Here is a 12,936-nt window from a genome sequence, read left to right as displayed (position 1 = left end):
CACAACAACCCCCTACAAAAAAAATTTAAGCAGGCCTTATCAGTTCTCATCCACCTCATCCGCCACAAAATACATATCAATGACGATCACGTCAATATAGAACTCTCTAAATCTCATTCTCTAGATCCTATAGGATAAAAAGGGCTCTATATCTTGGTTTCTTTATTTTGTGAAGTGGTCTTATTTACTTAGGTATGGTTATTTAGCGGTTTTTTGAACCATTAACATAAAAAGGTTTGGAACTATAGATTTATTTGATATAATGAAATTAAGTGATGAGGAGTTAAAAGATTTTCATTTAGATCTGTATAAGATGGTTAGGGACGAGGGTCGTTCAACTACAAATACCGGTGAGATCGTTAGGGAACTTAAAAAGGAATATGGCATTGAGGACCAAGAAGAATTGATTGAAATTATTAAAGAGATGAACGAGCGGGACTATATACAGTCTTATGGAATGACCGATTGGTTAGTGAAAGAACCAAAGTGAAGTGGCCTCTTACTAAAGAAAAGAGTTCCTAGCCCTAAATTAAGATAAAAACCCTCTTTTCCCTTGCCTATAAAGAAAAAATTAAGTTTGTCTTGATTTAGGATAGCATTATTGTTGGTTTGTTTTGTTTATTTGTTGGTTGTTTTTTTGTGTGCGTTTGCTCTGAATTGGTTTATTTTTTGGTAGTCTTTTTTTTGCATGTATTTTTTTATTCCTTGGTTGATTTCTTTGAATATGTTTATGTTGTTTGTTACTGCGCTTCCTATTTGTATGGCTTGTGCTCCTGATAGGATCATTTCTATTGCTGTTTTTGGGTTGTTTATTCCTCCGACTCCGATGACTGGTATATCGATTTTTTTGGTTATTTCGTAGACCATTCTTACGGCGATTGGGTGGATTGCGTTTCCTGATACACCGCCAACACGGTTGCCTAATACGGGTATTTGGGTATCTATATCGATAACCATGCCTTTTAAGGTGTTGATTGCTACGACTGCGTCGGCACCACCTTCTTCAGCCTCCAGAGCTATTTCACCGATATTGCTTACGTTTGGTGATAGTTTGACCCAGACTGGGGTGTCAACACTGGAAACAACCTCATTTGTATATCTATATACTTGTTCTGGGTTGTTGCTTATTATGCCGCCCTCAACATTAGGGCAACTAAGGTTCATCTCGATGACATCAACATAATCGGTTATCTCTTTAGATATCTCTTTAAAATCACTTGGAGTTTCTCCGAAAACACTGCAGACCAAGGGGACATCGCCCTCGAACTGGGTTAGTTCATCTTTAAAGTCATCTACACCGGGGTTGGGTAATCCCATTGAGTTTATCCATCCACAGCTTGTTTTGGAGATAACTGGGCCCTTGTTTCCAGACCTGCTTTCAAGACTAATTGATTTAGTTACAACTCCTCCGGCACCAGACCTAACAACCCGGTTCAATGAACTTGCAGTTGTGCCTAAAACACCTGCAGCCAATAAACATGGGTTATTGAAACCTACCTCACCAACTTTAACTGACAACGACATCCCCAAATACTACCACCTCAAGATATTTAACTTTTATACCAACCCCCACTTTTTCCCTCTACCCCTAAATCCTTGGTTAGGGGGGTTGGTATTTTTTGTTGTCTGGAACAATTGGTTTGTGAGATGTATTTTATTGAAACTTGGTTCGGAGTCTTCATTATAGATGATGAATTGAATGTGGTTGACAGTCGGTTATATCCAAAAAACCCGGAAGCTATCGTTGAGTCAATTAAAAAAAATAAAAATGGTTATATAGAGAGTTATGAAGCTAAACCCGCTCCACCTGAACTTGAAAAAGAATTTAGGTTAGAGTTATGGCCTCAATATGAAGAAGGCTACAGTGATCTATTACATGAAGTAAGTCATCGATTAAGTGAGGAACAGGTTGATCAATCGCTATTAGAGCGGGGGGAAGACGTTATCAGGGCCGTTGAAACAATGGATAAACTTGATAAATCGATAAACCTACTGGCCGAATCTATAAAAGAATGGACACATGCCCAAAAACAAACTAACTACGATTCAGGAGAAAAAATTGCAGAAAAAATAGTTGAACAACAACTCACCCCCAATGATTTCACCAACAAAGATAGTTACCAACAGATAGATAACGTCTCCAAACAATTGATAGAGCTTCAGAAAACACGGGACAAAACCAAAAACTATCTAGAAAACGAGATGCAGAATTTCGCCCCCAACATAACAGAAGTCTGTGGCCCCATAATCGGTGCAAGACTCATCTCACTAGCAGGTGGACTAAAAAAACTTGCATTAATGCCCAGCGGAACAATACAAGTCCTTGGAGCAGAAAAAGCATTATTCAGACACCTAAAAAACGGTTCAGAACCACCCAAACACGGAGTAATCTTCCAACACGACCTAATAAAAAACACACACTGGAGCAAAAGAGGCCCGTTAGCCAGAACACTTGCATCAAAAACAGCGTTAGCAAGCAGAATAGATTACTTCAGTGGAGAAAACAAATCCGAAAAACTACTAAAAGACCTAGAAAAAAGACGAAAAGAGGTTTTAAACAAATGAACCAAAATTACCGAGAAATAAACAACACACCAACCACCAAAAACCAATACCCAGGCCAAAAAATATACGGAGAAGAACTCATCCAAGACAACGGCGAATGGAGAGTCTGGAAACCAGAAAGAAGCAAACTAGCAGCAATGACCAAAAAAAATAAAAAAATAAAAATAAAGCCCACAGACAAAACACTCTACCTCGGAGCAGCCAGCGGAACAACAGCCAGCCACCTATCAGACCTACAACCAAAAGGAACAATATACTGCGTAGAATACTCACCAAGAACACTACAAGACCTAATCAAACGATGCCAACACAGAAAAAACATGATACCAATACACGGCGACGCAAACCAACCACAAAACTACCAAAAAACAATAGGCCCAGTCGACAACCTATACCAAGACATAACACAAAAAAACCAAGCAGAAATCGCAAACAAAAACATAAAAAAATTCCTAAAACCCGATGGAAACATAATACTCATAATAAAAGCAAGAAGCATCAACGTAACAGGAAACGCACAACAAATAATAAAAAACGAAATAAAAAAACTCAAAAACATAAAAATCAAACAAAAAACCAACTTAGAACCAATACACACCGACCACATGGCAATACACGCCAAACACAAACCAAAATAAACAGAAACCAAAAACAGAATTAAAAAGGAGTCAAGTCAAAAATCCCTGAATACAAGAGGTATATAGGCCTGAAACGAGATGATTAAATCATTTCTTTAAGCTTCAACCGTATATCTCTAACAACCGGACAGACAGTTTGAGATAAATCAACAAACTCATCGGTAAACGGAAACTCCCTACATCCCCTTGGCCTATCACTATAAATCAAACAATTACAATGGACATCATCAACATCAACCCTTAAATCCAGGTCTCTAGATTCCTCATTACATTCTAAGAATGGACAGATATCAAGGTGCTCACCGGTTTCAGGATGGAAAAAAAGACCATCCACCCCCTGGATAGTATAGTCCATCGAAACAAACTTAATCGCCGGATACTCCCCAAAACAAGAATCAAAAACCTTATTCCGCCACTCCAAAACCTGCTCTCTAGGTAGAGAAAAAGTCCCCGAAAACTTCCTACAACAACTACCACAACAAATACATTCAAAATTCTCCCTAAACAAAAACTCCATACAAAAAAATATAAAACAACAATCTAAAAACCTTACCTAAAAAAAAGATTAAAAATCTTACCTAAAAAATTTTTTATGTTCTTTGTTTAGGTTCAAGAGCTATATAACGCTCCAACCTATCCAACCTCTCTATTCTGTCTCTAGATCTCTTTTTTTCCCTATCTATAACCGTTTTTAAATAGTTATAGACAACCTCTTGGTCAACCATTAGTTTAACAGGGTCTTTAAATCCCTTTTCACCAAAAACCTTTTCATCAAACATTGATTTAGCAATAGATCCAGTCTCATCAATCATTTTTTGGTTTTCTACATGCAGCAACTGCCACTCACTATCCAACCACTCACCAACCAAAGCCATAAACAAAACACCAGATGGATAACATACCTCTAAAAAAGGATTTCCCATCGCACTACCAAGCTCGATATAATCAAGCAAACCTTCTTCAAAACCAACTCTATTCAAATATAGATTATTCATCGAGGTATCTGGACCTACACGTTTCTCCAACAAATCGTAATCCCTATAACTATCAATCTTCATCTCAACCCATCGATCCAACCCAGGCCGGTCATCATATTTCTCCTCAAAATTACTAGGCCAGTCATCAGTGGAGGCAGAAAAACTATGCACAACAGAACCACCAGGCGTAAACTGAAGAACATACATCACAGAATCACAATATTCAAACACCTTAACCCTGCAAAAAGGCTTATCCCACCAAACCTTATTCGGAACCTCACCAGGCACATACTCCCAACCCTCAAACTCATACCAACTCTCCGAAGGCCTTTCATCCTTATACCAATCCGTCTTACGATATATATCACTGGCCTCCAAACCCAAAAAACCCGCTAAAACCTCCTTAGTCCTCTCAACCTCATCAATTGGCACAATCGACATAACAAACTCTCCATACAAACTCAACACAACAATAAACACAAAACAAAAACAACAAACCCTAATACCAAATCAAATCTAAGACAATAAAAAAGTTATCGATAACGAAAAATCATTAAAAACACCAAAAAACACTAAAAACAAAAAGAGATATCCCAATACAAAACAAACAAAAAAACAACGCTCCGATGGTGTAGCCAGGCCAATCATTTCGGCTTCTCGAGCCGAGTACCGGGGTTCAAATCCCCGTCGGAGCATTCAAAATAGATTTCAGTTCTATTCTCTTAACAACCTAAGAATATCAATATATATAATAGGATTATTTCAGGAAAAATAACTAAAAAAAAAATAATAGAAAAAATAAAAACATTGATAGAGGGCTGTTTAAAACTATTGATAGATATTGATTTGCAACGTAATCCCCGATTCTAGAGATTGAGAGAATTTCTTTTTTTAGAGCGTTAGTCCTCGGTCATTGTTTTTTTGTTTTTTTTCTTTTCTGTGTCCTTTTACTATTTTGCATGCGTCTTCTTCTTTTAGCCCTTCTTTTTTACTTTTTTCTTGGATTAGTTTGAGTATTTCATCTATGGATTTTTCGAGTACTTCTTTATCTATTTTTTTTAGGATGAGTGTGTCGTCTTTTGTGGCTAAAAAGAGTTTGTCTCCTTTTTCTATTTCGTATTTTTTTCTTATTTTTGATGGTATGGATATCTGTCCTTTTGAGGTTACGGTTATCATATCTATTTCAGACATATATATCGTAATATATATCTTACATTTAAGATATGTAACTTTTTTTCTATTATAGACTCTACTTTGATTGAGTAGAGAGTGTACAGTCATTGCTGAGGTATTTGATTAAAGATATATTATTCTTTTATTTTCTCAATGAAGGGGGTTGGTTTGATTATCTTTATGCCTTTGTACTTTTCTTGGTCTAAAAGATCGGTGTCTCCTGTTATTATATAATTGGCGTAATTGGATATGGATTGCCAGAAATCTACAGATGAGAAAGGAGAGCGCCCCATGCTTAAGGATTCTCGGTGCTGCTGAATGTATAGTTGTTTAATAAAAGGATTTAGATAAAATTAAGCGTGGGTGTTGTAAGTTTGAAACTTATGGAAAGAGGTAGTTTTAGGCGGCCAATGAGGCATAAACCCCTATTTAACTTTTTAAGGTAGAGAGGTTCGGGGTTTATGCAGAGCATATTTTAGTTTTTAAGTTTTTGTCCAAAAACCTAAATAATATCCGTCCTGAGAGGCCGCCGAGGATGTGTGCACCTGTTTCTTTAAAAAACTTTTTTATCCATTAAATATATTTTGTTTACCTTTTTTCTTCCAATGTTTTTTGATGTTTCTTTCTTTAATGTGTTTTTTGGTTTGTTTTAAAAAATTATATGAGTGATGTTTGTCTTATATTTTGTTTGTGAAAGGTTATGGGTAAAAAACATAAACATGGGTTGGGAGAGCCCAACGAGGATGAGGATAGGGAGACGCTTACTACTAATTCTGGTGAGCCTGTTCCTGATAATCAGAATTCTAAGACTGCTGGGCCTGAAGGTCCGATGTTAATGGAGGATTATCATTATTTGGAGAAGATGGCTCAGTTTAATCGTGAAGAGATTCCTGAAAGGATTGTTCATGCTAAGGGTGGTGGGGCCTTCGGTACGTTTACAGTAACTAATGATGAGATCTCTGAATATACTATGGCAGATCTTTTTTCAGAGGTTGGTAAGGAAACGGATGTGTTTGTTCGGTTTTCTACAGTTGCAGGTTCCCGTGGGTCGGCGGATACGGTTAGAGATCCTCGTGGTTTTGCAGTAAAGTTCTATACAGAAGAGGGGAATTGGGATCTTGTTGGAAACAACACTCCAGTATTCTTTGTACGTGATCCATCTAAGTTTTCAGACTTCATTCATACGCAGAAAGAGGTTCCTGGCAGTGGATTGAAAGATCCAACACCTCAATGGGATTTCTGGTCACTATCTCCAGAATCACTACATCAAATCACCATATTATTCAGCGATAGAGGTATACCGGCGTCATGGAGACATATGAATGGGTATTCAAGCCATACACTTTCACTATACAATGAAGATGAAGAACGTTATTGGGTTAAGTTCCATTTTAAAACAGACCAAGGGATTAAAAACCTTGATCCTGAGGAGGCAAAGCGGTTGGCCGGTGAAAACCCTCATTACCACAGAGAAGATTTATGGACCGCTATAGAAGAAGGAAATTATCCAACATGGACATTAAAAGCACAGATAATGCCTGAAAAAGAAGCTGAAGAATACCACATAAATCCATTTGACCTTACTAGGGTATGGCCCCACGGTGACTACCCCCCAATAGAGGTTGGAACCCTAGAGCTAAACAAAAACCCCAATAACTTCTTCCAGGACGTAGAACAATCCGCATTCAGTCCAGCCCACGTAGTACCAGGAATAGGACATAGCCCAGATAAAATGCTTCAAGGAAGAATACCATCCTATGACGACGCCCATCGCTACAGATTAAGCACAAACTTTGAGAACATACCTGTAAACAAACCAAAAAACACAGACAAAAACAACTACCACCAAAACGGATATATGCGGACCGATGGAAACCTAGGGTCCGGACCAAACTATGAGCCAAACAGTTTCGGCGGCCCAACAGAAAAACCCTCAGTAAAACAACCACCACTAAAAATCTCAGGAAACGCAGATAGATATAAAGCACAAGAAAGAATCGACAACTACAAACAACCAGGCGACCTTTTCCACAAAGTAATGACCGAAGAACAACGACAACACTTAATGGATAACTATGCAGAAAACATGAAACCCGTTGACAAAAAAATACAGAAACGACAGCTTGTCCATTTCTACAAAGCCGACCCAGACCTAGGACGAGGAGTCGCTAAAAGACTAAACATAGACATAAAAGAAGCAATCGACCAAGAACTACTAGAACTAGACGACAATGAAATAAGAAACGCCAAACGCGTAAACGACCTACTATAACACAAAACAAATAGAGAGGGGTTTTACCGACCCCCCCCCAACTTTTTTTCAATTCCTCACACCAATCAATACCCCTCTACATTAAGTTTTTAGGCCTCAATTACCTATCTTAGATTTACTATAATGGCCATAATTTTATTTTATTAATTTAAATTAGCTAAGAAGTAAAGAAATGGAGTCCAAATAATCATTGAAGTTGTTATAAACATTTTGTAATAAAAATAAGAGATTATCTATCTTTTTTTGTTATCTAGTATGAAAATATGTCGTAAAAAATGAAATAAAAAGATTAAGGGGAGGGGGGGTGGATTGGGTTATTGTTCGAGTGTTGGAGTTGTTATTGTTATGATTATTGTTTTATCGATATCGTATTGTGCTTCAGCTACATCTGGCTCTATTATTTGTATTGCAATTCCTTGATCGTTTGCAGTCCAGAAGGTTGCTCCATAGTCTTCATATTGTTTTTCCCAACCTAGTTCATCCATCTCGTCATTGTACCATGTTTGTACTTCTTCTGGTGTGTCTTCAGTTGTGTAGGTGTTTATGTTGGTGTCTTCCCATGGAACTATAGCTTGTACTTCTTCTTCAACTCCTTCTATATCTATTTCCTCTGCTCCTGGATATATCGGTGCTTCTATGTCACCTATATCGATGCAGCCTGGAACGATTAATACCGCCAGTATTAGCGTGGATATTGCTATTAATTTAACTTTATTCATAATACACCACCAACTGTTGGTTTTTCATCTATGTTTTGGGTGCTAGGGTTTTGTTGAGCATTTTCGTTGACTATGTCTCTTATATTATCTTTAATGCCTGGATGGTTTTCCTCTATGTAGTTTCTAATTTCTTGTTGTTTTTGTTCTGGTAGGTTGTCTAATGCGGTTTCATGTCCGGTTATTGAGGCGTTCATGGCTCTCTCTATTGCTTCTTGAGCTTCTGCAGGTACTTTCTCAGATATGTTCTCTAAAACATCCATGTGTTTTAGGGTTGCGTAGGCTACTTTTTCTTCAAGTTCTTCTGTATCAAACTCTTGGTCAGCAGATTTATCGATTAGATCCATCACTTTGTCCATTTCGTCTGAGTATGCGTTAGCTCGATCTTGAACATGCCTATCATGGCCTTGCTCTTGTAGTTCATTTGTATTGTCGATTCTTGTTTCTGCAAATGCTAATCGGTTTTCAGCAGCTTTTAATGGGTTTACTTCCTCTAGGTGTGAGAGTGCTTCTTCTCTTGTTTCATCTGATTTTTCATGTGCATCTTGTATGCTTTGTGTTGCGTTCTCTAGTCCAGGGATTGCTTCTTCAGGCACTTGATCCATTAATCCAGTTATGGTTAGGTTTGCTTTTTCAAGGCCAGTGTAATGTTTGTTCATTGCGTTTGAAACCTTGTCCTCTACATCCTCTCTTTCTTCATCAGCTAACTCAGCTTTAATATCATTAAGTTCATCCAGTTCATCTTGGTAGTCTTGTGCCAAGGTCTGGACAATATCTGCTCTATCTGGATCTGGGTTCATATCTTCTATCATTGCATTGATCTCGCCTAATCTCTTTTCAGCGATTTCTAGACCTATCAATGCTTCTTCAGGTCCGTCAGCAGCAAATTTATCTGAGATCTCACCAACTCGCTCTAATCCATATAAATGGTGGTCAGGCAATACCTCTCCTACTTGGAAATCATCATCAACAGCTTCATTGTCTATTGTTTCAGCTGATACCGGGGCAACTAACAATAGCGATAATAATAGTGATACGGCAACGACTGTTATTGCCATAAATAAATTTTTCTTCATATTCATAATTCATTACTAGATATGTTCTTTATACTCTTAATTCTTGTTATTTTTTTATTACAAAAATACTTGATTTATTGGGGTTTTTGGGGTGGTAGGGTGTGACATCGTTTTCTCCCTGAAGAGGAGGGGACTTACTGCTTTCTCAAACTCTCATAAAAGTTAACTGGGTTTAGAAATAATTTTGCTTGTCGGTTTGTTTATGGATGGTGTTTGATGCCTGTTGAGATAGCTTATTTAACGGATTTCGCAATTGTTGTGGTTGGAGCCACTCTTATTGGTGTTATAGCGCAGAAGTTGAAGCAACCGACAATTGTAGCTTATATCTTGACGGGTGTGATTTTAGGTCCAGTTTTGTTTGATATAGTTACGGAAGAGGGTTTGGTTGAGGTTATGGCAGAGCTGGGTCTTGGTTTTCTTTTGTTTCTATTGGGTTTGAAGTTTCGTTTTAAAGATATTAAAGAGATATTAAGACCTATTATTAATATATCGGTTGGGCAGACTGTTTTGCAGACTGCTCTTGCTTTTGCTATTGCTTGGGTTCTTGGTTTTACTCTTATTGAGGTTGTTATAATTGCGTTGGCAACTGTTTTCGGTGCCACACCTATTATTGTTAAAATATTAACAGATAAAGAAGAGATTACAACCTTGCCTGGTAAAATCGATGTGGGTGTTTTGATTGTTCAAGATATATATCTGGTTATTGTTCTGGCTTTATTAGGTGCTGAAAACCTCGCTAACCCTAATGAGATTGCTTTAAGTCTTGGCCAGATATTTTTGTTGATTTCAGCGGTTGGTTTAGCTTCTATTGCTTCTTCGAGATATCTATTGCCAAAGTTGTTTAAGAGAATTGCCGACCAAAAAGATATTTTCTTTATAATAGCATTGTCTTGGGCATTTCTCTTCATTTATATTTCAGAGTTTTTCGATCTATCTATTGAGGTTGGAGCTTTCTTAGCCGGTTTAAGCCTAGCGCAACTTCCTTACAGCGATGAACTTCAAGACAGAATGAAACCTTTAACAGATTTCTTCATTCTTGTGTTTTTCAGCAGTATTGGGCTTCAAATAGCTGCAGATGAACTGTTCTACTATTGGTTTGAAGCGGTAGTTGCCTCTATCGTTTTGGTTGTTGGTAATTTCTGGATCATGTTTTATCTAATATGGAGGGAGAACTTCTCTATTGAAACCTCTTTCTTAGGCAGTGTAAACATGATTCAGGTAAGTGAATTTTCTCTGGTGGTGGGTGCACTTGCATTGCAGCAAGGATTTATAGAAGCTGAAATTCTTGGTTACCTCAGTTTAATGGCGTTGATTACAATGAGTGCTTCAACCTATGTAATCAACTACAACCGAGAGATCTATAAAGAAGTTGAGCATTTATTCAGTGTTTTTGATTCTCCAGGCCGTAAAGATACTGAGATAAGGGAGTATAGAAACCATGCAGTTGTTGTTGGTTATGATGAACTTGCTGAAGCAGTTGTTCCCTTACTAAAGAAAGAGTATCCAGAAGTTGTTGTTGTTGACCGTCAAACCGATAACATCGATTTATTAAAAAAACAAGACCATGAATACATCTATGGTGATTTTAAACACACCGAGGTTAGAAAAGCAGTTAACCTTAAATATGCAGACTTCGTGTTCAGTTCATCAGAACAGATAGATGTAAACAAACAGATACTCGAAGAAGTGAAACCAGAAACAATATGTGTCTTCGAAGCATCGAACTCCAATGACGCCGAGAAACTTCGTGAGGTTGGAGCAGACCTGGTAGTAATTCCTAAAGAACTTTCTGGAGAAATGATGGGAGAATACCTAAAGATGTATATAAAGAATCGAAGCCATTTCAATGAGATAATCCAACGTGATTTAAATAGAATAAAGGGGGAGACAGATGGCTACTGAACTTGTTCTTGACCTATCAATCATCTTTATACTGGTTGGTTTCTTACTCATAATATCAAACTACTTTAAATTGCCAACCATACCATTCTACATATTTGCCGGTATTATAGCTGGATTCTATATCGATAGCCAGAACATACTAGATCTAGCATACTGGGGGATCGCGTTTCTAGTATTTGTTTTCGGTGTTTCAATCGATTTCAATAAGATTAAATCGGTTATATGGGAAAGCGAGATAGCTGTAGGACTTCAAATACTAATTCTCGGCCCAATCGCATTAGCTATAGGTATTTTATTAGGTTTAAACCTTGTTAACTCATTTTATTTCGCTGTAGCAGTTGTATTAAGTTCAACTATAATAGGTTTTGAATTAAAAGATTATGAAAAAAGAGAGAGCTTTGTACATGGAAGACTATCACAAACAATACATTTCTTCGATGACCTACTCGCAATCCTAATAGTCTTGATATTAAGTGCAGAAGCCTTCACACCAATCCAGATAACCCAGAACATAATAGCCGGAGGCTTATTAATACTAACCGGCTTCCTCATATACAAATACCTATTCAAATATATGGTTAACATCACCAATGGTTCAGGCGAACTCATGTTAATGGGAAGCATAACCATATTAATAATCTATTTAGGACTCAGCGAGTTCCTAGGAATCTCAATTGTCGTTGGAGCATTCGCAGCAGGTATCTCCATTAGAACCGATGTTACTAAATCCCTGGAGATGATTAACGGAATAGAATCAATAAAAGACTTTTTCATAGTACTCTTTTTCACAATGCTTGGTGCATTACTCTCAATGCCAACAACAGAGACATTAGTATTAACGGCAGGCCTAATCCTACTAACAGGTATATTAAAACCAATCGTAAACACGGCGTTTCTGGTTAACGAAGGATACGACACAAGAACCTCAACTTTAACAAGCATAAGTACAGACCAAATAAGCGAGTTCACACTCATAATAGCTATAGAAGGATTCTTAATAGGATTAATAGCTCCAGAACTCTTTGACGCAATAATACTATCCGCAGCAACCCTAATGATATATTCCACATACACCCATAAATACGATGAATACATCTACAACAATATTATGAAAAAAATATTCCGCAAACCCGAAACAACCAAAACAGATGAATTAAGCAATGTAAACCCAGATATAAAAGACCATATCATACTTGTTGGCCACGGACGACAAGGCAAAAAAATATTAAACAGCTGCAACGAAATCAGTTGCCAAACAATAGTCATAGAAAACGACCCTGCAGCCAAAAAAGAACTAAAAACAAAAACCGAAAACTACGTAATCAGCGACGCAGTTCAACAATACACATGGGAAAAATCCAGATACAAAAAAGCAAAACTAATCATCTCCACAGCCCCAGACATAGAAGTAACAAACAAAATACTATCACTCGACACAGATGCAGACAAAATAGTCAGATGTAGTGATATAGAAAACAGCCGTAAACTACTAAAAAAAGGCGCAACATACGTAATAATGCCAAACATACTATCACAAGACAAAGTAATATACGAAATACAAAAAATACTAAAAAACAAACAAAAAGAATCGAATCCCTCCTCACCCTAAAGAAAGGA

The 12,936-nt window shown here is 37.3% G+C and carries 13 protein-coding genes and 1 tRNA gene; 7 read left to right on the top strand and 7 right to left on the bottom strand.

Features of this window, described 5'->3' with window-relative positions; all coding sequences use genetic code 11:
- Window positions 1–313: 313 nt before the first annotated feature.
- Window positions 314–490: a hypothetical protein gene (locus tag QEN48_RS05045; protein ID WP_280107811.1), complete on the top strand. Its 177-nt coding sequence runs from the start codon at window positions 314–316 to the stop codon at window positions 488–490.
- Between the two features lie 128 nt (window positions 491–618).
- Here the strand turns inward: QEN48_RS05045 and QEN48_RS05040 are convergent, their stop codons facing one another.
- Window positions 619–1,524 carry a dihydroorotate dehydrogenase gene (locus tag QEN48_RS05040; RefSeq protein ID WP_347985105.1) on the bottom strand — a complete coding sequence of 302 codons (906 nt, stop codon included), beginning with the start codon at window positions 1,522–1,524 and terminating at the stop codon, window positions 619–621.
- Between the two features lie 123 nt (window positions 1,525–1,647).
- Between QEN48_RS05040 and QEN48_RS05035 the strand changes: the two genes are divergently transcribed.
- The gene (locus tag QEN48_RS05035) at window positions 1,648–2,565 is read left to right on the top strand and encodes a hypothetical protein (protein ID WP_280107809.1); all 918 of its coding nucleotides are present in this window, start codon (window positions 1,648–1,650) and stop codon (window positions 2,563–2,565) included.
- Entirely contained in the window at window positions 2,562–3,203 is a 642-nt protein-coding gene (locus QEN48_RS05030) for a fibrillarin-like rRNA/tRNA 2'-O-methyltransferase (protein ID WP_280107808.1), read from the top strand. The genes QEN48_RS05035 and QEN48_RS05030 overlap by 4 nt, the downstream gene beginning before the upstream one ends.
- An 82-nt stretch (window positions 3,204–3,285) precedes the next feature.
- Here QEN48_RS05030 and QEN48_RS05025 read toward each other — a convergent pair whose 3' ends face one another.
- Window positions 3,286–3,558 carry a hypothetical protein gene (locus tag QEN48_RS05025; RefSeq protein WP_280107807.1) on the bottom strand — a complete coding sequence of 91 codons (273 nt, stop codon included), beginning with the start codon at window positions 3,556–3,558 and terminating at the stop codon, window positions 3,286–3,288.
- A 235-nt stretch (window positions 3,559–3,793) separates the two neighbouring features.
- Window positions 3,794–4,621, bottom strand: a complete 828-nt coding sequence (locus QEN48_RS05020) for a hypothetical protein (protein WP_280107806.1) — start codon at window positions 4,619–4,621, stop codon at window positions 3,794–3,796.
- A gap of 179 nt (window positions 4,622–4,800) precedes the next feature.
- Here QEN48_RS05020 and QEN48_RS05015 point away from each other — a divergent pair.
- A tRNA-Glu gene (locus QEN48_RS05015) sits at window positions 4,801–4,875 on the top strand.
- A 196-nt stretch (window positions 4,876–5,071) separates the two neighbouring features.
- On the opposite strand, the gene QEN48_RS05010 is transcribed toward QEN48_RS05015, so the two are convergent.
- Window positions 5,072–5,371 carry an AbrB/MazE/SpoVT family DNA-binding domain-containing protein gene (locus QEN48_RS05010; protein ID WP_280107805.1) on the bottom strand — a complete coding sequence of 100 codons (300 nt, stop codon included), beginning with the start codon at window positions 5,369–5,371 and terminating at the stop codon, window positions 5,072–5,074.
- A 116-nt stretch (window positions 5,372–5,487) separates the two neighbouring features.
- Window positions 5,488–5,646, bottom strand: a complete 159-nt coding sequence (locus QEN48_RS05005; RefSeq protein WP_280107804.1) for a hypothetical protein — start codon at window positions 5,644–5,646, stop codon at window positions 5,488–5,490.
- Window positions 5,647–6,053: 407 nt separating this feature from the next.
- Here QEN48_RS05005 and QEN48_RS05000 point away from each other — a divergent pair, with 407 nt between their 5' ends.
- Window positions 6,054–7,625 (top strand): catalase, encoded by a 1,572-nt coding sequence (locus QEN48_RS05000; RefSeq protein WP_280107803.1) that lies wholly within the window; start codon window positions 6,054–6,056, stop codon window positions 7,623–7,625.
- 314 nt (window positions 7,626–7,939) lie between these two features.
- Here the strand turns inward: QEN48_RS05000 and QEN48_RS04995 are convergent, their stop codons facing one another.
- Complete coding sequence (locus tag QEN48_RS04995) at window positions 7,940–8,344, bottom strand: hypothetical protein (RefSeq protein ID WP_280107802.1); 405 nt, start codon at window positions 8,342–8,344, stop codon at window positions 7,940–7,942.
- Entirely contained in the window at window positions 8,341–9,417 is a 1,077-nt protein-coding gene (locus QEN48_RS04990) for a DUF5667 domain-containing protein (protein ID WP_280107801.1), read from the bottom strand. The genes QEN48_RS04995 and QEN48_RS04990 overlap by 4 nt, the downstream gene beginning before the upstream one ends.
- Window positions 9,418–9,633: 216 nt before the next feature.
- Here QEN48_RS04990 and QEN48_RS04985 point away from each other — a divergent pair, with 216 nt between their 5' ends.
- Both QEN48_RS04985 and QEN48_RS04980 read left to right on the top strand, forming a co-directional pair.
- Window positions 9,634–11,319, top strand: a complete 1,686-nt coding sequence (locus QEN48_RS04985; protein ID WP_280107800.1) for a cation:proton antiporter — start codon at window positions 9,634–9,636, stop codon at window positions 11,317–11,319.
- Entirely contained in the window at window positions 11,309–12,928 is a 1,620-nt protein-coding gene (locus QEN48_RS04980) for a cation:proton antiporter (protein ID WP_280107799.1), read from the top strand. Before QEN48_RS04985 ends, QEN48_RS04980 begins: the two co-directional genes overlap by 11 nt.
- The last annotated feature ends 8 nt before the right edge of the window (window positions 12,929–12,936 follow it).

The organism is Methanonatronarchaeum sp. AMET-Sl, assembly GCF_029854155.1.
GTDB lineage: Archaea > Halobacteriota > Methanonatronarchaeia > Methanonatronarchaeales > Methanonatronarchaeaceae > Methanonatronarchaeum.
The sequence above is the reverse complement of the archived record's forward strand: the minus strand, read 5'-3'. Positions and strand labels throughout refer to the sequence as shown.

Excerpts from the sequence above, each read along its gene's own strand:
- QEN48_RS05045 (WP_280107811.1), top strand. The coding sequence starts at position 314 with ATGGTTAGGGACGAGGGTCGTTCAACTACAAATACCGGTGAGATCGTT.
- QEN48_RS05040 (WP_347985105.1), bottom strand. The coding sequence starts at position 1,524 with ATGTCGTTGTCAGTTAAAGTTGGTGAGGTAGGTTTCAATAACCCATGT.
- QEN48_RS05035 (WP_280107809.1), top strand. The coding sequence starts at position 1,648 with ATGTATTTTATTGAAACTTGGTTCGGAGTCTTCATTATAGATGATGAA.
- QEN48_RS05030 (WP_280107808.1), top strand. The coding sequence starts at position 2,562 with ATGAACCAAAATTACCGAGAAATAAACAACACACCAACCACCAAAAAC.
- QEN48_RS05025 (WP_280107807.1), bottom strand. The coding sequence starts at position 3,558 with ATGGACTATACTATCCAGGGGGTGGATGGTCTTTTTTTCCATCCTGAA.
- QEN48_RS05020 (WP_280107806.1), bottom strand. The coding sequence starts at position 4,621 with ATGTCGATTGTGCCAATTGATGAGGTTGAGAGGACTAAGGAGGTTTTA.
- QEN48_RS05010 (WP_280107805.1), bottom strand. The coding sequence starts at position 5,371 with ATGTCTGAAATAGATATGATAACCGTAACCTCAAAAGGACAGATATCC.
- QEN48_RS05005 (WP_280107804.1), bottom strand. The coding sequence starts at position 5,646 with ATGGGGCGCTCTCCTTTCTCATCTGTAGATTTCTGGCAATCCATATCC.
- QEN48_RS05000 (WP_280107803.1), top strand. The coding sequence starts at position 6,054 with ATGGGTAAAAAACATAAACATGGGTTGGGAGAGCCCAACGAGGATGAG.
- QEN48_RS04995 (WP_280107802.1), bottom strand. The coding sequence starts at position 8,344 with ATGAATAAAGTTAAATTAATAGCAATATCCACGCTAATACTGGCGGTA.
- QEN48_RS04990 (WP_280107801.1), bottom strand. The coding sequence starts at position 9,417 with ATGAAGAAAAATTTATTTATGGCAATAACAGTCGTTGCCGTATCACTA.
- QEN48_RS04985 (WP_280107800.1), top strand. The coding sequence starts at position 9,634 with ATGCCTGTTGAGATAGCTTATTTAACGGATTTCGCAATTGTTGTGGTT.
- QEN48_RS04980 (WP_280107799.1), top strand. The coding sequence starts at position 11,309 with ATGGCTACTGAACTTGTTCTTGACCTATCAATCATCTTTATACTGGTT.